Below are 20,384 nucleotides of genomic sequence, written 5' to 3'. Positions count from 1 at the left end.
ATAAAAGATATAGTCTTATATAAAAATAGGTTAGAAAAATTCATTTTTAACCTATTTTTATAATAAATATCTATTTTACTGAATTTATAATTTTCTCTAGTAATCTTTGAGCCTTGATACACTCTTCTCCATTAATAGCTGGTTTTATATTATTTTCTATACAATCAATAAAATGATTTGATATATCCTCAAAACCCTTTTGTTTTAATATGTTTACCCATGCACCACTTTGCTTTAAAGTTAGGTTTCCACCTTCTTCTATTTCCAGTACATTAAGATTCTTAACTCTTTGAATATTACCCTTTGAAAGAATTTCAACTTGTTCTAACTTTGTTCCAGAATCTCTATGCATAGAGGTGTTTATAGAGAAATTTTTACCTTTAAGTTTATGACTTACAAATATAAGATTCTTATTGTCTGTTAAAAATAAATCCTCTCCACTAATTTCAACATCTTCATTTGCTAACCATAAAGCAGTGTCAATAACATGTATATAGTCATCTATAAGAGTACTGTCGAATTTAACATTTCTTAAGGAATTTAATCCATGTTTACATATATTGATAGATACAATTTCTGTAGCATTATTTTTAATTTCTTTGTACATAGGACAGAATCTACGGTTGAATCCAACCATTAAATTTAAGTTTTTTTTCGTACTTAATTCGATAAGTTCTTCTCCTTGACTTACTGTTGAAGCAAGAGGTTTGTCTACATATACATGAACACCTAAATTTAATAATATTTTTATAATTTCGTAGTGTGTTTCTGTAGAGCTATGTAGAAAAATACAATCACATTTTTTAGCTAGGGATTCAATAGAATCGAATGGCATGATTCTATAATCACTACAGACTTTTTCCCTTTTAACTTTATTTGGAGTAAAAGCTCCTACAAACTCAAATCTCTCAGACTTAGTTAATATAGGTAAATATGCCTTTTGAGCTATGGAGCCAAGACCTATCATTCCCATTTTTATATTTTTCATAATACTTTCTCCTAAGGTTTTTATATTTACAGAATTGATTATAATTCAGACACATAAATTTGTAAACTTTGTATTAAAAAATAAATTTAAAGCTTATATAAGTAAATTAGCGAAATAAGAAATATTGATAAAGTAATTTTGTAGGATATCCATAAAATTGATTGATATAAATATTTTATGTATTGACAAAAAATTCAAATTAATTTATATTTGGATTAGTGGTAATTACCACTTTGGTCTGAACAAGTTTTTATCGTAAAATAAAAATACTAAAGTATATAGAGTATGATTTTATTAAATTTTTAAAGATAAACTATAAAATTAATTAAAATCTATAGTGTATATTTTATAGTGAGTTTAAGTAGTACTAAAAAATCTAAGCAAAAAATTATAAAAGAGTATATTTTTTTATAGTTTAAAGTGGTTATAACCTCATTACCAAATGTAAACGTTACAAGTATGAAAGGAGAATGAAAATGTTTAAATTAGAAGAACAAAAACTAAAAGATTTAGGTGCAATAATAACAACTAATGAAATAAAACAACAGCCTGAATTATGGTTAGAAACTTATGAAATATATAAATCTAACAAAGAAAAATTAAGTAGATTCATAGATACAATAAGTAATAATCATGGGCAGTTTAGAGTTATATTTACAGGTGCTGGAACTTCAGCTTACATAGGAAATTCAATACTTCCTTACCTTAAAAATAAAAATGACATAAGAAAATACATATTTGAAGCAATACCTACTACGGATATAGTTTCAAACCCATATGATTACTTAAAAAAAGATATACCAACATTATTAATTTCATTTGCAAGAAGTGGAAATAGTCCTGAAAGTTTGGCTGCTTTAAATTTAGGGAATAAGATTGTAGATAATTTTTATCATTTAGCTATAACTTGTAATCCAGAAGGAGAACTGGCTAAGATGACTAAAAACGACGAAAATAATTACTTGTTATTAATGCCATCAAAATCAAATGATGAAGGCTTTGCCATGACAGGAAGTTTTTCGTGTATGATGTTATCTGCTATGTTAATATTCGATAGTTTAGAAGATGATGTAGAAAAGTCATATATAAATGCAATAATTGAAATGGGAAGAAATGTTATAGATAGAAAAGATGAAATACATGAGTTAATAAATAAAGATTTTGATAGAGTTGTATATTTAGGTTCAGGAGGATTAGGTGGTTTGACACAAGAAGCACAACTAAAACTTTTAGAACTTACAGCCGGAAAAATATCTACAGTGTATGATTCTCCTATGGGGTTTAGACACGGACCAAAATCATTTATTGATGAAAATACACTTGTATTTGAATTTGTATCTAACTGTTTATATACAAGAAAATATGATTTAGATGTTTTAGAGGAGATAAAAAGGGATAAAATTGCTAAATTCACTTGTGCAGTGTCAGTAGAAAATGAAAATAACTTCTCAGGAACAAAGTTTGAGTTTAAAGAAAAGTATAATAAATTACCAGATGTGTATCTTGCAATGCCATACATATTGTTTGCACAAACTATAGCATTGTTTGTATCGGTAAAGGTTGGAAATAAGCCAGATACTCCATCAGCTACAGGAACAGTAAATCGAGTAGTAAAAGGTGTAACAATATATGAATATTAAAAGATAAGATTAAAATATTATAACTAAATAATTTGGGAGGGTATCAATGTGGCATTAGTAACAACAACATCAATGCTTAAAAAGGCACAAGATGAAGGGTATGCAGTAGGAGCATTTAATGTAGAAAATATGGAAATGGTAATTGCTGTTATAGAAGCTGCTGAGGAGTTAAATTCTCCAGTAATATTACAAACTACTCCATCTACTGTAAAATATGCAGGTCTTGATTATTATCTAGCAAATGCAAAGGTTGCTGCAGAAAGAGTAAATATACCTGTAGCAATGCATCTGGACCATGGTTCAAGTTTTGACCTTGCAATGAAAGCTTTAAGAAGTGGATATACATCAATAATGATAGATGGTTCTCATGAAAGCTTTGAAAATAATATATCTATATCTAAATCAGTAGTAAAAGCATGTAGTCCTTCTCTTATACCAGTGGAAGCAGAACTTGGGAAAGTTGGTGGAAAAGAAGATGATTTAGATGGCGGGAATAGTAATGATTATACAAATCCAAAAGAGGCAAAAGAGTTTGTCGATAGAACAGGAATATCTTCATTGGCTATTGCTATAGGTACTGCACATGGATTGTATAAGGGTGAACCTAAAATAGATTTAGATAGGTTATCAGAAATTAAAAATGTAGTTTCAATACCTTTAGTATTGCATGGAGGTTCAGGAATACATGATGATATTATAAAAGAAGCTATAAAAAGAGGTATTGCAAAAGTTAACTATGCAACTGAATTAAGAATTGCATATAGTAAAGGGGTTAAAAAAGTTTTAGATGAAGATTCTGAGGTTATAGACCCTAAAAAGTATGGATTAGCAGGGCTTCAATCAGTAAAGGATTTTGTGAAAGAAAAGATTAAAGTGTGTGGGTCTGTAAATAGAGTATAAAAATAAAATATCCTAAATTTATTTTAGATAAGTTTAGGATATTTGTTATATGAAAAATTTATATTAATTATATGTAAATGGTGTATTTTTTTCATTTAATTGATGAAAAATATCAGCTTTTATTGGTAAAGTATTACATATATAATTAAAATATACTAAAAATTGAACTATATATTTTATTATTATAAAATATTTATATTAAATTGTGGAATTAAAATATACTAGGATATAAAATTCTTAAATAAAAAGAAAAGATTGTTTTTATAAAAAATATTTTTTATACCACTTTAAAAAACACAATAATAACACTGAGGGAGGTGGGGATATGAGAGAACGCATTATTCTTGAAACATTAAAAAATAGTAGTGGTTATCTAAACATAGATTATTTTGCAGATAAGTTGGGGGTATCTACTCGAACTATCAGAAATGAAATAAAAAAGATAGAAACTATAAAAGAATGTAATGGTTTTAAATTAGAATATAAGTCTAAATTAGGATATATTCTAAATATTAAAGACCAAGATAAATTCGAGCATTATCTAAGAAACTTACCCTCAGATTTAGTTGAAAATCCAGAACAACGGTTGGAGTCTATAATAGTAGAGCTTTTAGTAAATGAAGGTTATAAAACTATAGAACAGTTAAGTAAAAAATTTCTAGTAAGTTCATCCCAAATAAAAAATGATTTAAAAAAGATAGATGAAAAGATAAAGGATACAGAATTAAAACTAGAGCGAAAGGCTCATTATGGAATTAAAATAGAAGGTTCTATAAAAGAAATTCAAAGTATATTGGTGGATAGTTATTTTAGAGGGAATAGAAATATAACAGAGTACAGGAATAAGTTTATAGATAATTTAAAATTAGCTAATATTAGAAGTACAATAAAAAATGTACTTAATGAACATGATTTAGAAGCAAATTTAACAGAACTTGAGGAAATATTAGCACAAATTATTATATTGTATATAAGAGTTAGTATGAGAGTAGTGGGAAATGCTAGCGATTTAAAATTATATACAGAAGATTTAATTATAGATAAATTATTAGATAAAATTTTTAGAGATAAAAAATATAACCTTAATTATGATGAAAAGTATTATTTAAAGGAGCTTATAAAACTAAAGACTAAAGATAAGAAAGCCACTATAAAGAATATTGATAAGAATAAACTTCAAGATATTATGTTCGAATTTTTTAGAGAGATAGATAAAAAATATAACTCTAATTTTTTAGAAGATAAAGAGTTTTTTAACTTATTTTACTTACATATTGCATGTTTAATAGAACGTATAAAGAAGAACCACAAGATAATAAATCCTTTTTCAGTTAAAATAAGTCAACAGTATCCAACTGTTTTTAACTTATCTATTCAATTTTCAAAAATCATAGAAAATGAGTATCATATAAAAATAAGTCAAGATGAAATAGGGTTTATAGCTACTCACATTGCTGTTCCTTTTGAAAAGAGAGAAGAAGCTAATTTTAATAAAAAATATAAAATAGCAATAATATGCTCTTCTGGTGGAGGTAGTGCATTTTTGATAAATTTAAGACTTAAAGAAATTTTTCCAAATGCTGAGATAAGAAATTTTTCATTACTAGAAGAAAAAGCTGTAATAGAATTTGCACCAGATTTGATTTTTTCAATAACAAATCTTTTATTTGAAATAAATGCTCCAGTTATACTTATAAATGAAATTTTAGACGAATTGGATTATTTAGATATTAAAGAAAGTGTTAGATTTGCAGACCATATAGGAAATATATCAAGCCCAAAACAATATATATTAGGTCTATTTGATAAGAATCACTTTAGGTGTATAAAAGATAAAGCTAAGTATAAGGATATCCTTGATAGTATGTCAAAATGTATAGTTGACGAGGGAGCTTGTTCTCCAACCTATCCCAAAGATGTATGGGAAAGAGAAAGCTATTTGAGTACTATTTATACAAATGGGGTGGCTATACCTCATCCAATCGAGATGACAGGAAACAAAAATATAATATCAGTAGCTTTGATACAAACTGATATTATTTATGAAAATAGGGTGCCTAAAATTATTTTCATGATTTCATTAATAAAGGGAAATTTAGAACTTCATAAGCAAATATCTAAATATTTAAGTAAGATTATGGCAAATAAGGATATGGTAGACATGCTAAATAAGTCACAATCTTATGAAGAGTTTATGTATAAGTTAAAAATCTATCTGGGAGGTTAGACATGAATATAGAGTTTTTTAAGAGGTTGTCAGAAGCAGATGGTATAGCATCTAATGAAGAAGAGGTTAGACATGTTTTATTGGAAGAACTAAAAGCTTATAGTGATAAAATTATCTGTGATGGGCTAGGGAGTATCATCTTTTCTAAAATAAAAGATGAGAGTGCACCAAACGTAATGATTTGTGCTCATATGGATGAAGTTGGATTTATGGTGAGAAGTATAGACAAACTTGGTATGATTCACTTAATAACAATAGGAGGAGTAAAACCTCTTGCACAGTTTGTACAAAAAGTTAGAATTACAACAAAAGAAGGGAAGAAAATCCCCGCTGTCATAAATGCTACATATAATAATGGTAAGGCTGAAAATATATATGCAGATATTGGAGCATATACAGAAGAAGATGTATATAACCTAGGGATTAATGTTGGGGATATGGTAACATATACAACAAGCTTTGAGGAATTTACTTTACCAGACCGATTAGTGGGAAAGGCTTTTGATGATAGGATAGGATGTTTTGTGATGGGAGAAGTTTTAAAAGAACTTAGGAAAGAAAATCTAAATTGTAATATTCACTTTGCGGCTACAAGTAGTGAAGAGGTTGGAATAAGGGGAGCAAAGACATCAACACAGCTAATAAATCCAGATATAGTATTTGTAATAGATGTAGCATGTGCTAAAAATGAGTTTGTGAGAGACTATACAAATCAGAAACAAATTGATAAAGGTGTAATGCTAATGCATAGAGATAGGACTCTAGTCCCTAGTAGAAAAATGATAGATTATGTAATGGAAATTGCTGATAAAAATAATATACCACTTCAACATGATATGTTTGAATCAGGTGGGACTGATGGAGGAGAAGCACATCTCGTAAATGAAGGGAAACCTTGTGTAGTAACTTGTGTACCAGTTAGATATGGTCATTGTGCATTTTCAATAGTAAGTAATAAAGATTTGGAGAACATTATAAGATTGTATACACAGTTAATTTTAAATTTTGATGAAGAACAATATAAACATATAAGAAATTTTATCTAAAGGAGAATAAGAAAATGTCAACAGAAGTACAAATAATGGAACTTATATCAACTGCAGGAGAGAGTAAATCGAAAGCTTTTGAGGCTTTAAAAAAAGTGAAGTCAAAAGATTTTAAAGGAGCAAAATTGTTAATAGAGGAAGCTCGTAAAATAGATATTGAAGCTCACAGGATACAAACAGAATTAATAACTCAAGATTTAAATGAAGATGTTGAAAGTCCAGCAATGAGTCTTTTAATGGTACATGCTCAAGACCACTATATGACTTCTCAGCTAGCAAAAGACTTGATAGAGGCTTTGATATATTGTCTCGATAAGTAATTGTAATGTAGAAATAGATTATTTATGTAAAAATTCTTTTAAAAGTTTAGATGCTTTTAAGAGATAATAAAAATACAAACTTTAGGAGGAATTATTATGAAAATATTATTATGTTGTGCAGGTGGATTTTCTACTAATATGTTAATGCAAAATATGAAAAAGGTGGTAAAAGAGAGTGCTAAACTCAATGAAAAAGATTTTGAGTTTACAGCTATACCAGCAGATTCAATAGAAAGTGAAGTTGATGATTGGGATATAGTACTTATAGGTCCTCAAATAGCTCACAAAATAGACTTCTTAAAAGGAATATTAGAGCCAAAAAATAAGCCTTTTGCAGTAATAGATAAAGATGTATATGGAAAAATGGATGGAGCTACAGTTATGAAGTTGGCATTAATAACTTATAAGAAACATCAATTAGCTCAAGGATAATAAAAATAATGAGGGAAAAGGGAGATTAGATATGTTTTCAAAATTTGAAGCATTTATGAATAGAGTATTTATGCCTTTAGCTCATAAGGTTGACAATCAACGTCACCTTGGTTCTATAAAGGCTGGTATGGTTGCTATGACACCATTCACAATATTAGGAAGTATATTTGCAATACTTCCAGCACTTCCAAATATGCTTGGAGAAAATAATCCAATAAGCAAATTCATACTTAACAATTCAGCAATATTGGATTTACCAGTAAGTCTTTCCATAGGTTTAATAGGATTATATGCTTGTATGTGTATTGCTTTTAATCTGGGGAACTACTATAAATTATATATACCAGGTTGTGTTGCACTATCAACTTTTTCCTTTTTATTCCTAGTAGCCTCATTTACACCAGATGGAGCTTTAGAAATAGGAAATTTAGGAGCTAAAGGGCTATTTACAGGTATGATAGCAGGGCTTGGTTCTGTGGAGTTATATAATTTTTGTAATAAGAAGAATATCACAATAAAAATGCCAGAAAATGTACCTGATTTTGTATCTAGGTCTTTTGAATTAATACCTACTACTATAATAGTTTGTGGAACTTTTATAGTTGCTCGTTTTATTTCATTAAAAGTATTTGGAGAATTACCTCCACAGATACTTACTCAATTTTTATCTCCATTAGTAGGAAGTATGGATAACCCATGGTCAGTTCTTGCACTTAACTTTGCTATATGTACTATATTCTTTTTTGGAATACATTCATCAGTATTTAGTCCTATAACTAGACCTATAATGATTACATTTATAGCTGAAAACATAGCAGCTATGCAAGCTGGAGAAACAATACCTCATTTCTTTACAGCAGGAGCTTCAAGTGCATTCTTTGGATTTACAGGATGTGGAATTAGTATAGGTTGTGTAATTGCATGTATGTTATCAAAAAATGCTTCCTATAAGAAGATTGGACGTGTATCATTATTCCCTGCATTATTTGGGATAAATGAACCAATATTATTTGGAGCACCGATAATATTAAATCCAATAATGTTTATACCACATGTATTTGGTGGAGCTATAATAGGTACACTACCAATGTTTTTTATGCACTGGGGATGGTTAGCAAAGCCAGTATTTGACCCTCCATATGTAGGGGTATTCTTAGAAGGATTTTTAACTAATGGAGATTGGCATTCTATATTAGCAAATGCATTGCAATTAGTATTAGCAGTTTTATTATATTGGCCATTCTTTAAAATAATGGAACGTCAACAAAATAATAAAAAACAAAAAGAAGAAACTAAGAATATATTCTCTAAAGAAGAAGAAGACTTATTGGATGATTTAGGATTGGATTTCTAATATTTTGTTATGAATAATACAATGGAGAGATTAGTATCCTTAATCTATAAAAGAGGTGTTGACGCTCTTTTGATTAAAGCAAAAAATACTAAAAGATATATAGGAGCTTTATCAGGTAGTGGTGTATATGTGCTTGTTACTAAGGATAAAAATTATCAAATTCTAGATGGCAGATATATTGATGAAGCAGATAAAAAAACGACTGGTTTCATAAAAAGGATTGTATCTCAAGGTTCTTATATACCAACTATAATTGAGTTATTAAAAGAATTAAATATAAAAAAGTTAGCAATAGAAAACCAAGCTATGAGTATACAAGAGTATCTTTCACTAAAAAATGAAGGTTTTGAAATCAATTTAATAACAAATGAATTATGGAAGCTAAGGGCTATAAAATCTAAAGAAGAAATTGAACTTATTAAAAAGGCTTGTGAAATTACAGATGAAGTATTTGATGAGGTTATTTCTGAAATTAAAAAAGATATGACTGAGCTAGAAGTATCAGCTCTAATTCAGTATCATGCATTAAAAAAAGGTGCAAGTGGAATGTCTTTTGAAACAATAGTGGTATCAGGAGAAAGAGGTGCAATGCCACATGGAAGACCTACAAACAAAAAATTGAAAGTGAATGAAGCTATAACAATAGATTTTGGTGTTGTTTATCAAGGGTATCAATCAGACATGACTCGTACAATATCTATAGGTAAACCTCCTAAAATTATTAAAGAGATATATGATGTAGTATTGGAAGCACAATTATCTGCAATAGAGTCAATAAAGGAAGGAACTAGGGCAAGTGATGTTGACAAAGTGGCTAGAAAAATTATAGATAAACATGGATTTGGCGAATATTTTAATCATGGACTGGGTCATGGTATAGGTCTTGGAGATGGTGAAGTTCCCACTTTAAATCCAAATAGTGAAGATATATTAGTGGAAGGAATGGTAATGTCTTGTGAGCCAGGTATTTATATTCCAAATGTAGGGGGAGTTAGAATAGAAGATGATATTGTTATAATAGATGGAAAAGGTGTTCCACTCAATAAGACATCCAAAGAGTTTATAATATTAGGAGAGTAAAATTATGAAATATAATTTTAATAAAGTATTAAATCGTAAAGAAGGAAATTGTAGAAAATGGAGCAACCATGTGATTAAAGAAAAATTTGGCTTAAATGAAGATGCAATTCCTATGGATTTAGCTGATATCGATTTTGAGTGTGCTCCTGCTATAAAAGAATCTATCTTAAAAAGAGCATCAGTAGGAGATTATAGTTATACTTTTATAGGAGATGACTTCTATGATGCTATTATAAATTGGAATAAAAGAAGATTTGATGTATATATAGAAAAGGATTGGATAAAATTAACTTTTGGTACTGTTTCAACCCTTCATTATATAGTCCAAGCATATACTAAAGAAGGAGAGGGTGTATTGATAAATACACCTGCTTATGACCCTTTTGCAGAGGCTGTAGTAAATAATAATAGAAAGTTGTGTTGTAGCTCATTAAAATTAGATAACAATAGATATTATTTAGATTTAGAGGATATGGAAAATCAAATGAAATACGAGAATATAAGATTGCTTATATTCTGTAGTCCACAAAATCCATCAGGTCGTATATGGACAAAAGAAGAACTATATCAAGTGTCAGAGTTATGTTTAAAGTATAATGTAATTTTGGTAAGTGATGAAATTCATAGAGATATAATATTTAAAGATTATAGATTTGTATCTTTGTGGAATGCTCATCCAGAAATTTATAAAAATAGTATAATCTGTGTATCTCCTAATAAAGGCTTCAACTTAGGTGGATTAAAAACATCATATGTATTAATAAGAGATGTAAAAATTAGGGAGACTTTATTAGAAAGGCTAAAAAGTAATTCAATAACTTCTCCAAATGTATTTGCAATACCAGCAATAGTTGCAGCATATAATGAAAGCGAAGAATGGCTAGATGCTATGACTAGTTATGTAGAGGAGAATTTTGAAATAGTTTATGATTTCTTTGAAACTAATATACCAAAAGCTAAAGTGATGAAGTCAGACTCTTCTTTTTTAGCCTGGATAGATGTAAGAGAAGTATTTAGAAATGAAGAAGAATCTAAAGAATTTTTTAGACATGCAAACTTAACTATGGTAGTTGGAAGTTATTTTGTGAAAGATGGAGATGGATTTATTCGTATTAATGTGGGGTGTCCTAGAGAAACATTAAATGAGGCTCTAAATAGAATCAAAAAAACGTATATAAGTATGTATTGTTAAATCATAAAAAAAGTATCTATGGTTTATATAAAAACACATTATTTAGTTATCAAATATTACTGGAATTTTGTATTCCAGTAATATTTTTTGATTAAGGAATATTATTGAGGAATATTAAATAATATTATTTCATACCCTTATATTAACTTATATAAAAATATTTTATTATTTTGGGAACGGGTTAGCTAACCTTTATCTAGTGTATATTTATATTGTAAGAAGCAGTAAAAACTTTTCCTTTACTAAGTTTATTAATAAACTTCTTATCTTTATAAATTTTGTTAGAATTTATACTATCAGCAAGACCATACCAAGGTTCTATACATAAAAAAGGAGCAGTAGAATTAGTTTCACTATAATAAGGAGTCCAAATACCAACTAGAGGGAAATCTTCCATAGATATAGTTACATATTTACTACCATCATTATTACATATAGACACTTCATCTATGTTGGTGTATATCAAAGCATCATTCTTGAATACTTCTGGATTTAACTGTAAGTTTTTTAATTTTCCAATAGGTATTATATCATCTGTAAAAGAACCATTTAAATTGATTTTTTCTACATCATTTTTACTTTTAAACTCAAGGTAGTGTTTAGAAAAATCATTTTGTTCGTAAAAAGGAAGGTTGAATGCAGGATGTCCACCTATAGAAAAGAATATATCTTTAGAATCAGTATTTTTTACAATCCATTCTACCTCAATACTATTATCATTTAATGTATAGTTTATGATTAGCTCAAAAGAATATGGATACTTCTTTAAAGTAGATTCATTATCTGTTAATTTATAAGTTACAAATGTATCTCCTTTATCTACAATCTCAAAGTCCATATCTCTAGCAAACCCATGTTGAGTCATGCTATATAAATTTTCTTCTATTATTGTTTCATTATCAAAAAGTTTACCTACTATAGGGAACAATATAGGTGATTGTCTACCCCAATATTTTTTATTACCATCCCAAAGAACGTTTTTGTCGTATTTTTTAGAAAATATTTTAGTTAGTTCAGCACCAAAACTGCTTGATTCGATAATTAAATTTTCATTTTGTAATATATTCATTTAAAATCTCCTTTATTATATTTTATGAGTATATTATACTATAAAGTATAAAGATTATTAAATTTTATTTGATATTATATTTGAAAGGTAGATTTTAGTATATTTTGAAAATTTTGTTTTGAAAATTTGGGATTATTTAAGAAATTTTGTATTATAAATAGAAGGAAATAGATAAATTGTATAGAATAAAATATATTAAGATAAGTTAATAATGTTAAATGGGAAGTGAGTTTATGGAAAAACCAAATACAAAAGTTGTTAACTTTCAAGAGTATAAAGACAGAAAAAACCAAAGAGAAGTAAATAGAGACGAACTTTTAAAGCTTATAAAAAAAATTGTGACTTCAAAATAGGGAGTTGTTAAACTCCCTATTTTAATGGGTTTCATAATAATTAAGACATTCTAAGTCCATCTATATAATCTTTGAATTGTGAGAAATCTGATTCACTACTTAATTCTATGGTTTCTGAACCTTCCGTATAAAAATTCTTAAGATAGATAGTATAATTATTATCAACACAATCATGATAAATACATCTATATCCATCTTCATACAAACTTTTTAATTTAGAAAAATCATCCACAATATCATCTCCTTAAAGTTCTTTTAAATATATTTTTACAAAAAGCATCTAATTGTATGCAAATTGACAATGTAAAATAAAGGAAATGAACATAAAATGTAGAATAATTTTTATATGTATGTAAAAATAAAAAGAAAAAGTTGAAATTTTTAGAAAATAAGAGTATTTTTTATCTAAAAAGAGAGTTTAAAAAATAAAAAAATGTTGGGAGGATAAAAAATGAGTTTATTAGAAAGTATATCAAAAAACATATATTCCCTAGATAACTCTTCTATTGAAAAAACAAAGCAGAGATTGGATAGGCTTATACATCCAACTGGAAGCTTAGGAAAGATAGAAGATATTTGCATGCAATTAGCAGGAATATTTGGCAATGAAAATTTTGACACAAGTAAAAAGGTTATAATTGCTTTTGCGGGAGACCATGGTGTATATGAAGAAGGCGTAGCACCTGACCCTCAAAATATAACAAAATTACAGTTTCCAAATTTTTCGAAAGGTCTATGTGGAGTTGGAGTAATAAGTAAATTTGTAGGGGCAGATGTTGTAGCTGTAGATGTAGGAATAAACTGTGATGAAAAACTGGATGGGGTATTAGACTACAAGATAAGAAAAGGGACATCAAATATGGCAAAAGGTCCAGCTATGAGTAAACAAGAAGCAATTAGATGTTTAGAGATAGGTATTGAAATAGCAGAGCAGTGTATAGAAAAAGATTATAAGGTTATTGGTATTGGGGAGATGGGTATAGCAAATACTACTCCAAGTACAGCAATAATATCTGTAATTTCAGGGTGTGACCCGTTAGAAGTTACTGGTATAGGTGCAGGTCTTAAGAAAGAAAGACTAAAGCATAAGGCTGAAGTAATTAGAAAGGCTATTGAAATTAATAATCCAAATCCAACTGATGGAGTAGATATTTTATCTAAAGTAGGAGGATTTGAAATAGGCTCAATGGCAGGTGTTATATTAGGTTGTAGTGCTAATAGGATTCCAGTAGTAATTGATGGGTTTATTTCTTATGCAGCAGCATTAATTGCATATAAGATAAATCCAAAAACTAGAGAATATATGATAGCATCTCATTTATCAGCAGAATCAGGAACTAAAAGAGCATTAGACATATTAAAATTAGACCCTCTATTAAATATGGATATGAGATTAGGTGAGGGAAGTGGAGCTGCTTTAGCATTTGATATAATAGAAGCTTCAAACTATACTTATAAAAATATGGCAACTTTTGATGAAATTGACATGGGAAGATAAATATAAAAATTTAATATGTAGGAGTGTTTTGATGAGTAAAATTATTCTAGTAACAGGAGGAGCTAGGTCAGGGAAGAGTAACTTTGCAGAAAAACTATGTTTTGACAGAAATAATAATACAGCTTATATAGCAACCTCTATTCCATTTGATGATGAAATGAAAGATAGAGTAAAAAAACATCAAGAGAATAGACCTAGAAACTGGAATACTTATGAAATATATGAAGATATATATTCCATAATTAAGGAGATATATAAAGAACATGAAACTGTTATACTAGATTGTGTAACATTATTAGTAAATAATCTAATGTTTGAACACAATTTAAATATAGAAGAATCTAGTCAAGAAGAAATAAACAAATTAGAACAATACATAAAAGAACAAGTTGTCAAACTTATTGAAGAAATAGAAAAAACAAATCTATACTTTGTATTTGTAACGAATGAGTTAGGTATGGGAATTGTTCCTGGGAATAAACTTAGTAGAATTTATGCTGATATTGTAGGTCGTATAAATCAATATATAGCTTCGAAAAGTAATGAAGTTTATTTTGTAGTTAGTGGCATAGCTATGAAGATAAAGGAGTAGTATGCAATTATGAAAAGATTTATTTTAATACTACAGTTTTTGACAAGGATACCTATAAAATTAAATGTAGGATTTGATGATGAATTTTATAAGTCAATAGTATATTTTCCACTTGTAGGTTTTGTCATAGGTATATTATCCTATTTAATAGGATGGATTTCTATGCTTTTATTTGAACCATTTATAGCTTCTATAATAATAACTCTAGCTGGTGTCTTAATTACTGGAGGACTTCATATAGATGGATTAGGAGATACATTTGATGCAATATATAGTTATAGAGATAAAGAAAAAATGCTTGAAATAATGAAAGATTCAAGATTAGGTACAAATTCACTTCTAGCAATTATGTTTGTACTTTTATTAAAGGTTGGATTCGTTTACGATATAATAAGTAATAATTCATTGTGGGTTATAATTTTTATGCCAATGATTGCAAGGTTAGGAGTAATGTTATTGACATATAAAACTGTGACACCAAGAGAAAAAGGAATGGGAAATTTATTTATAGGAAAATTAACTACAAGTATGTTAATAACTGCTATAATATACACATTATTGATAGTTGCTCTTATTACTAAATTTATATTTTTATTACCTAATATAGTGTTGATTAAAGTATTAGGTTCGATTATAGTGGTTTTTGTATTTATAATATTATTCAAAAAACATATTTATAAAAAAATTGATGGAGTAACAGGAGATATATTAGGCTGTGGAATAGAACTTTCAGAGCTTGTATATTTAATTTACATATATTTGTTAATTTTTATGTTTTTTTAAAGTAAAAAGTGGTGATAATATGATAAGATTAATATTAATAAGACATGCACTGACAAATGATAATAAAAAAGGAAGATTATCAGGCCATATAAATAGTTGTATTAGTGAAGAGGGCAAACTACAAATAAATAAAATTACCAGATATCTGAGTAATGAAAACATAGATAAGGTTTATACAACACCATCTACACGTACTAAAGATACAGTAGAAAAAATATCAAAATTGAAATTATTAGAAATAGAAGAAAAAGAAGCTTTAAGAGAAATTAGTTTTGGAGACTTTGAAGGAAGAACTTTTGAAGAAATTAAAATCAAATATCCAAATGAGTTTGAAAAAATGATAAAAGAAGGTAACAACTATAGATATCCAAATGGAGAAAGTTTGATAGACTCTTATAAAAGAGTGGCAAAAGAAATTGATAATATAATTTTAGAAAATGATAGTAATTTAGATACAAAGACAATACTTATATGTTCTCATGCAGGAACAATAAGAAATATAATAACACATTTGATTTCTGGTAGTTATAAGTATCACTGGAACTTTAAAATTGATAATGCATCTATTACAGTTTTAGAAATTGATGGTGGATTTGCTGTAATAGATAAAATGAATTTTACAGACTTCATATAATTTAATCAAAACCAAACATTACAATCTGTGTTTGTAATATATCTGTAAAATTAGCAATGAAAATAGAATATTAGATTAAAATTAGGTTCTTAATTAGATGTTAAAAGGGAAAAAGGTTAGATGCCTTTGCAGCCCCCGCTACTGTGAAACCAACGAAACTATAAATACCACTGTCAGTTTGATGGGAAGGTTATAGAAGTAGGATGAAGTTAAGCCAGGATACCTGCCTAATTTAATTTAAAACAAGAGGTCTTCGGGGTGAAAGATTTTTAATTAATATATATAAAAGTCCTATCTTTAGAAGTATTAGGACTTTTTTTAATTTGTTTTTTAGTAAATTTTAACAAGGAGGGATGGAAAGTGGGGAAAAAAATAATGCTACAAGGAACAGCTTCAAATGTAGGTAAAAGTGTCTTAGTAGCAGGTTTGTGTAGAATATTTAAGCAAGATGGTTATACTGTTGCTCCTTTTAAGTCACAAAATATGGCTTTAAATTCTTTTATAACTAAAGAAGGATTAGAAATGGGAAGAGCACAAGTATTTCAAGCAGAGGCTGCGAAAATAGAGCCAATAGCTGATATGAATCCAGTTTTATTAAAACCTTCTGGAAATAATAAAAGTCAAGTTATTGTAAGAGGTAAAGTTGTAGGAGAAATGCCTTCTTCTAAGTATCATGATTATAAATTGGAGTTAGTAGATGTGTTGAAGGAAACATTTAATAGCTTAAATTCAAGGTATGATATTGTAGTTATGGAAGGGGCAGGAAGTAATGCAGAGATAAACTTAAAAGATAGAGATATCTCTAATATGGGTATGGCAGAAATAGCTGATGCACCTGTAATAATAGTCGGAGATATTGATAGAGGAGGCGTATTTGCCTCATTAGCAGGAACAATGCTTTTATTAAATGAAGATGAGAAAAGAAGAGTAAAAGGTGTAATAATCAATAAATTCAGAGGAAAAAAAGAGCTTTTACAAGATGGTGTAAAGATGCTAGAAGACATCATAAAAGTACCTGTTATAGGAGTAGTACCTTATACAGATATAAAAATAGAAGATGAAGACAGTGTAACTACGAGATTTAAGAAAAAAATGAATAAAAGTGATATACACATAGAAATAATTAGAACCCCACATATGTCAAATTTTACAGATTTTAATATATTTGAGACACAAGAAGATGTAAGTATTAGATATGTAGACTATGGAGAATCTTTAGGAAATCCAGATATATTAATAATACCTGGAACTAAAAGTACTATAGACGATTTAACATATATAAGAAAAAGTGGTCTTGAATCGCAAATCAAAAATTTACATAGTCAAGGTAAATTGATATTTGGGATATGTGGTGGATACCAAATGTTAGGTAAAAAATTAAAAGACCCTTATCATGTTGAAAGTGAAATTGAAGAAGTTGATGGAATAGGTCTTTTAGATACAGAAACAACGTTTGAGAAAGAAAAGACTACAACACAAGTAGAAGCTACTATTGTTGAATGTATCAGTGAATACATGAATAACCTTAAGGGAAAAAAAGTAAAAGGTTATGAAATTCATATGGGAATTACAAAGCGAGGTAATGATGTAAGAAGTTTAGATTTAATAACTAAAAAACTTGATAAAGAAGTGAATTATACTGAGGGAAGTGTAAATAAAGAGGGGAATGTAATTGGGACTTATCTTCATGGAATATTTGATGAAATAAGCTTTACAAGAGCAATTTTAAACAATATAAGAAAGAAAAAAGGTTTAGGAGAATTAGAAAGCAAAGTAAACTCTTTTAATGAATTTAAGGATAAAGAGTATGATAAGTTGGCTGATTTTTTAAGAGAACATTTAGATATAGAGAAAATATATGAGATTATGAAATAATGATGACCTTTATTTATAATTTAAGTAGGAGGTGTATTATGAAAAAAATTTTAATTGCGGGTACTAATAGTGGAGTAGGTAAAACAACAATATCATTAGGAATAATGCAAGCTTTGGTTAAGAGAAATATGAAAGTACAGCCATATAAAGTAGGGCCAGACTATATAGACCCTTCATATCACACTTTTATAACTGGAAGACATTCTAGAAATTTAGATTCTTATATGTTAGATGATGAAAAAATAAAGTATATAGTAAATAAGTCCTCAAAAGATGCAGATATTTCAGTAATAGAAGGTGTTATGGGCTTATATGATGGCTTTGGAATAGATTTAGATAATTGTACAAGTTCACATACTTCAAAGGTATTAAAGTCACCTGTTATATTAGTTATAAATGGTAAATCTATGGCAGCATCTAGTGCTGCTATGGTACTTGGATATAAGGAACTAGATAAAGATGTAAATATAAAGGGTGTTATAGTAAATAATGTAAAGACTAATAGCCATTATCAAATAATTAAGAGTTCTATAGAAAAATATTGTAATGTTGAAGTATTGGGGTATTTTCCTCCAAATAACAAATTCTCTTTGGAATCTCGACATCTAGGATTAGTTCCTAGTGTAGAAATGAAATCACTAAGGGAAAAATTTTATACCTTAGCAGATGAAATTGAACACTATATAGATATTGACAGAATAATTGAAATATCAGAAAGCGATGAATTTGAGAGTGATTTTGATTTTCAAACTTTAATAGAAAATAATAAAATAAAAGAACATGTTAATAATAAATCAATAGCTATAGCATATGATAAAGCATTCAATTTTTATTATAGAGAAAATATAGAGCTTTTAGAGGAACTTGGTTTAGAAATAAACTATTTTAGCCCTCTTGAAGATGTATCAGTGCCAAATGCAGATTATATTTATATTGGAGGAGGTTTTCCAGAAATATTTGGAAAAGAATTAGAAGCAAATGAGTCAATGAGAACTTCCATATTAGAAGCACATAACAATAATATACCTATTTATGCAGAATGTGGAGGACTGATGTACCTAGGTGAGAAACTATTGAATCAAGAAGAACAAGAATTTAATATGGTTGGAATATTTAGTGGAATTAGTAAGATGACATCTTCTTTAAAGAGATTTGGGTACTGTATTGGTGTAGCCAAGGAAAATACTCTTTTATCTAAAAAAGGGGAATCTATTAAAGGGCATGAGTTTCATCATTCAATATTTGAAAGTGATGAAAAATGTGTATATTCAATGAGAAAAGAAAGAGATGGAAATATAGTAGAAGAGTGGGATGGTGGTTATAGTAAAGGAAACACTTTGGCTACATATCTTCATACTCATTTTTATAATAACTTAAATTGTATAGAAAATTTTTTGAAAAAAGGAAATGAATAAATGAGTATTTTATCTATTTATATAGGATATGTGACAGACTTAATTGTAGGAGACCCATATTCTTTTCCTCATCCAGTGAGATTTATTGGTAAACTTATAAATTTTACTCAAGGTATAATAAGAAAGGTCTCTAAAAATGATAGGCAGTTAAAATTTGGGGGATTTATATTATGGTTTATAACCGTTGGAATAACATATTTAACAACTTATGTTATAGTGAAGTTATTTAGTTTTAATATATTATTGAGTATTGTAGTGAATAGTTTTATAATTTATACAACATTAGCCACAAAATGTTTAAAAGACGAAGCATTAAAAATTTATAATGTATTAAAAACTGAAGATATAGAAAAATCTAGGATTCAGCTATCTTATATAGTAGGTAGGGATACTACTAATTTAAGTGAACCTGAAATAATAAGAGCAACTGTAGAAACTGTTGCAGAAAATACTGTAGATGGTATAATTGCGCCTATGTTTTATGCATTTATTGGAGGAGCACCACTTGCTATGGCCTATAAAGCTATCAATACATTGGACTCAACAGTTGGATATAAAAATAAAAAGTATAAAGATATTGGTTTTGCATCTGCTAAGATTGATGATATAGCCAATTATATACCAGCTAGAATATCTGTCATTCTTATGACAATTGGAAGTTTCTTTTTAAATTATAACTATAGGAACTGTTTTAAAATCTCTATTAGAGATAGAAAGAATCATAAAAGTCCAAATTGTGCTTTTTCAGAAGGTGCAGTATCTGGTGCTCTAGGAATACAACTAGGAGGTACCAACGTTTATTTTGGGGAAAAAGTATATAAGCCAACAATAGGGGATAAGCTTAGGGAGATAGATAAAGAAGATATAATTAAAACTAATAAAATTATGTATGCATCTTCATTTGTATCTATGTTGGTATTTACACTAATATATGTGTTATGTAGGATGATTTTAATTAACTTAATTATATAAATTATTGTTTGTTA

19 protein-coding genes and 1 riboswitch are annotated in these 20,384 nt (G+C 28.1%); of the genes, 16 read left to right on the top strand and 3 right to left on the bottom strand.

Annotated features, from left to right (window positions below):
- Positions 1-70: 70 nt before the first annotated feature.
- Positions 71-988 carry a Gfo/Idh/MocA family protein gene (locus CDIF1296T_RS17885; RefSeq protein ID WP_009898689.1) on the bottom strand — a complete coding sequence of 306 codons (918 nt, stop codon included), beginning with the start codon at positions 986-988 and terminating at the stop codon, positions 71-73.
- A gap of 476 nt (positions 989-1,464) precedes the next feature.
- Between CDIF1296T_RS17885 and CDIF1296T_RS17880 the strand changes: the two genes are divergently transcribed.
- The 9 genes from CDIF1296T_RS17880 to CDIF1296T_RS17840 all read left to right on the top strand — a co-directional run bounded on the left by CDIF1296T_RS17880 (position 1,465) and on the right by CDIF1296T_RS17840 (position 11,179).
- Entirely contained in the window at positions 1,465-2,628 is a 1,164-nt protein-coding gene (locus tag CDIF1296T_RS17880; protein ID WP_009898687.1) for an SIS domain-containing protein, read from the top strand.
- Between the two features lie 48 nt (positions 2,629-2,676).
- Positions 2,677-3,528 carry a tagatose-bisphosphate aldolase subunit GatY gene (locus tag CDIF1296T_RS17875; RefSeq protein WP_009898685.1) on the top strand — a complete coding sequence of 284 codons (852 nt, stop codon included), beginning with the start codon at positions 2,677-2,679 and terminating at the stop codon, positions 3,526-3,528.
- Positions 3,529-3,853: 325 nt separating this feature from the next.
- Positions 3,854-5,755 (top strand): BglG family transcription antiterminator, encoded by a 1,902-nt coding sequence (locus tag CDIF1296T_RS17870; RefSeq protein WP_003437793.1) that lies wholly within the window; start codon positions 3,854-3,856, stop codon positions 5,753-5,755.
- Between the two features lie 2 nt (positions 5,756-5,757).
- Positions 5,758-6,801, top strand: coding sequence for an aminopeptidase (ypdE, locus tag CDIF1296T_RS17865; protein WP_009891992.1), 1,044 nt, complete (start codon positions 5,758-5,760; stop codon positions 6,799-6,801).
- 14 nt (positions 6,802-6,815) lie between these two features.
- The gene (locus tag CDIF1296T_RS17860) at positions 6,816-7,121 is read left to right on the top strand and encodes a PTS sugar transporter subunit IIA (RefSeq protein ID WP_003421329.1); all 306 of its coding nucleotides are present in this window, start codon (positions 6,816-6,818) and stop codon (positions 7,119-7,121) included.
- 96 nt (positions 7,122-7,217) lie between these two features.
- The gene (locus tag CDIF1296T_RS17855; RefSeq protein ID WP_003421322.1) at positions 7,218-7,553 is read left to right on the top strand and encodes a PTS sugar transporter subunit IIB; all 336 of its coding nucleotides are present in this window, start codon (positions 7,218-7,220) and stop codon (positions 7,551-7,553) included.
- A gap of 31 nt (positions 7,554-7,584) precedes the next feature.
- Positions 7,585-8,907 (top strand): PTS sugar transporter subunit IIC, encoded by a 1,323-nt coding sequence (locus CDIF1296T_RS17850; RefSeq protein WP_009891989.1) that lies wholly within the window; start codon positions 7,585-7,587, stop codon positions 8,905-8,907.
- A gap of 9 nt (positions 8,908-8,916) precedes the next feature.
- Positions 8,917-9,987, top strand: a complete 1,071-nt coding sequence (locus CDIF1296T_RS17845) for an aminopeptidase P family protein (RefSeq protein ID WP_009903771.1) — start codon at positions 8,917-8,919, stop codon at positions 9,985-9,987.
- Positions 9,988-9,991: 4 nt separating this feature from the next.
- Positions 9,992-11,179 (top strand): MalY/PatB family protein, encoded by a 1,188-nt coding sequence (locus CDIF1296T_RS17840; RefSeq protein WP_003437779.1) that lies wholly within the window; start codon positions 9,992-9,994, stop codon positions 11,177-11,179.
- 196 nt (positions 11,180-11,375) lie between these two features.
- On the opposite strand, the gene CDIF1296T_RS17835 is transcribed toward CDIF1296T_RS17840, so the two are convergent.
- Both CDIF1296T_RS17835 and CDIF1296T_RS17825 read right to left on the bottom strand, forming a co-directional pair.
- Positions 11,376-12,248: an aldose 1-epimerase family protein gene (locus tag CDIF1296T_RS17835; protein WP_009898679.1), complete on the bottom strand. Its 873-nt coding sequence runs from the start codon at positions 12,246-12,248 to the stop codon at positions 11,376-11,378.
- A gap of 393 nt (positions 12,249-12,641) precedes the next feature.
- Entirely contained in the window at positions 12,642-12,833 is a 192-nt protein-coding gene (locus CDIF1296T_RS17825; RefSeq protein ID WP_003421310.1) for a hypothetical protein, read from the bottom strand.
- A 219-nt stretch (positions 12,834-13,052) separates the two neighbouring features.
- On the opposite strand from CDIF1296T_RS17825, the gene cobT reads away from it, so the two are divergent.
- The 7 genes from cobT to cbiB all read left to right on the top strand — a co-directional run bounded on the left by cobT (position 13,053) and on the right by cbiB (position 20,370).
- Positions 13,053-14,099, top strand: a complete 1,047-nt coding sequence (cobT, locus tag CDIF1296T_RS17820; protein ID WP_003437772.1) for a nicotinate-nucleotide--dimethylbenzimidazole phosphoribosyltransferase — start codon at positions 13,053-13,055, stop codon at positions 14,097-14,099.
- A 31-nt stretch (positions 14,100-14,130) separates the two neighbouring features.
- Positions 14,131-14,691, top strand: a complete 561-nt coding sequence (gene cobU, locus CDIF1296T_RS17815; protein ID WP_009891982.1) for a bifunctional adenosylcobinamide kinase/adenosylcobinamide-phosphate guanylyltransferase — start codon at positions 14,131-14,133, stop codon at positions 14,689-14,691.
- A 9-nt stretch (positions 14,692-14,700) separates the two neighbouring features.
- Complete coding sequence (gene cobS / locus CDIF1296T_RS17810) at positions 14,701-15,474, top strand: adenosylcobinamide-GDP ribazoletransferase (RefSeq protein ID WP_003437766.1); 774 nt, start codon at positions 14,701-14,703, stop codon at positions 15,472-15,474.
- A gap of 19 nt (positions 15,475-15,493) precedes the next feature.
- Complete coding sequence (locus CDIF1296T_RS17805) at positions 15,494-16,108, top strand: histidine phosphatase family protein (RefSeq protein WP_009894012.1); 615 nt, start codon at positions 15,494-15,496, stop codon at positions 16,106-16,108.
- 66 nt (positions 16,109-16,174) lie between these two features.
- A riboswitch (cobalamin riboswitch) is annotated at positions 16,175-16,353 on the top strand.
- A gap of 115 nt (positions 16,354-16,468) precedes the next feature.
- The gene (locus tag CDIF1296T_RS17800) at positions 16,469-17,983 is read left to right on the top strand and encodes a cobyric acid synthase (protein WP_003437761.1); all 1,515 of its coding nucleotides are present in this window, start codon (positions 16,469-16,471) and stop codon (positions 17,981-17,983) included.
- Positions 17,984-18,021: 38 nt separating this feature from the next.
- Positions 18,022-19,398 carry a cobyrinate a,c-diamide synthase gene (locus CDIF1296T_RS17795; protein WP_009898677.1) on the top strand — a complete coding sequence of 459 codons (1,377 nt, stop codon included), beginning with the start codon at positions 18,022-18,024 and terminating at the stop codon, positions 19,396-19,398.
- Positions 19,399-20,370, top strand: coding sequence for an adenosylcobinamide-phosphate synthase CbiB (gene cbiB / locus CDIF1296T_RS17790; RefSeq protein ID WP_009898674.1), 972 nt, complete (start codon positions 19,399-19,401; stop codon positions 20,368-20,370).
- Positions 20,371-20,384: the final 14 nt, after the last annotated feature.

This window comes from Clostridioides difficile ATCC 9689 = DSM 1296 (assembly GCF_001077535.1).
GTDB classification, from domain to species: Bacteria; Bacillota; Clostridia; order Peptostreptococcales; family Peptostreptococcaceae; genus Clostridioides; species Clostridioides difficile.
The sequence above is the reverse complement of the archived record's forward strand: the minus strand, read 5'-3'. Positions and strand labels throughout refer to the sequence as shown.

Coding starts and splice junctions, on each gene's coding strand:
- CDIF1296T_RS17805 (WP_009894012.1), top strand. CDS start 15,494: ATGATAAGATTAATATTAATAAGACATGCACTGACAAATGATAATAAA.
- CDIF1296T_RS17840 (WP_003437779.1), top strand. CDS start 9,992: ATGAAATATAATTTTAATAAAGTATTAAATCGTAAAGAAGGAAATTGT.
- CDIF1296T_RS17835 (WP_009898679.1), bottom strand. CDS start 12,248: ATGAATATATTACAAAATGAAAATTTAATTATCGAATCAAGCAGTTTT.
- CDIF1296T_RS17795 (WP_009898677.1), top strand. CDS start 18,022: ATGAAAAAAATTTTAATTGCGGGTACTAATAGTGGAGTAGGTAAAACA.
- CDIF1296T_RS17860 (WP_003421329.1), top strand. CDS start 6,816: ATGTCAACAGAAGTACAAATAATGGAACTTATATCAACTGCAGGAGAG.
- CDIF1296T_RS17855 (WP_003421322.1), top strand. CDS start 7,218: ATGAAAATATTATTATGTTGTGCAGGTGGATTTTCTACTAATATGTTA.
- cobT (WP_003437772.1), top strand. CDS start 13,053: ATGAGTTTATTAGAAAGTATATCAAAAAACATATATTCCCTAGATAAC.
- CDIF1296T_RS17880 (WP_009898687.1), top strand. CDS start 1,465: ATGTTTAAATTAGAAGAACAAAAACTAAAAGATTTAGGTGCAATAATA.
- cobU (WP_009891982.1), top strand. CDS start 14,131: ATGAGTAAAATTATTCTAGTAACAGGAGGAGCTAGGTCAGGGAAGAGT.
- cbiB (WP_009898674.1), top strand. CDS start 19,399: ATGAGTATTTTATCTATTTATATAGGATATGTGACAGACTTAATTGTA.
- cobS (WP_003437766.1), top strand. CDS start 14,701: ATGAAAAGATTTATTTTAATACTACAGTTTTTGACAAGGATACCTATA.
- ypdE (WP_009891992.1), top strand. CDS start 5,758: ATGAATATAGAGTTTTTTAAGAGGTTGTCAGAAGCAGATGGTATAGCA.
- CDIF1296T_RS17870 (WP_003437793.1), top strand. CDS start 3,854: ATGAGAGAACGCATTATTCTTGAAACATTAAAAAATAGTAGTGGTTAT.
- CDIF1296T_RS17885 (WP_009898689.1), bottom strand. CDS start 988: ATGAAAAATATAAAAATGGGAATGATAGGTCTTGGCTCCATAGCTCAA.
- CDIF1296T_RS17845 (WP_009903771.1), top strand. CDS start 8,917: ATGAATAATACAATGGAGAGATTAGTATCCTTAATCTATAAAAGAGGT.
- CDIF1296T_RS17850 (WP_009891989.1), top strand. CDS start 7,585: ATGTTTTCAAAATTTGAAGCATTTATGAATAGAGTATTTATGCCTTTA.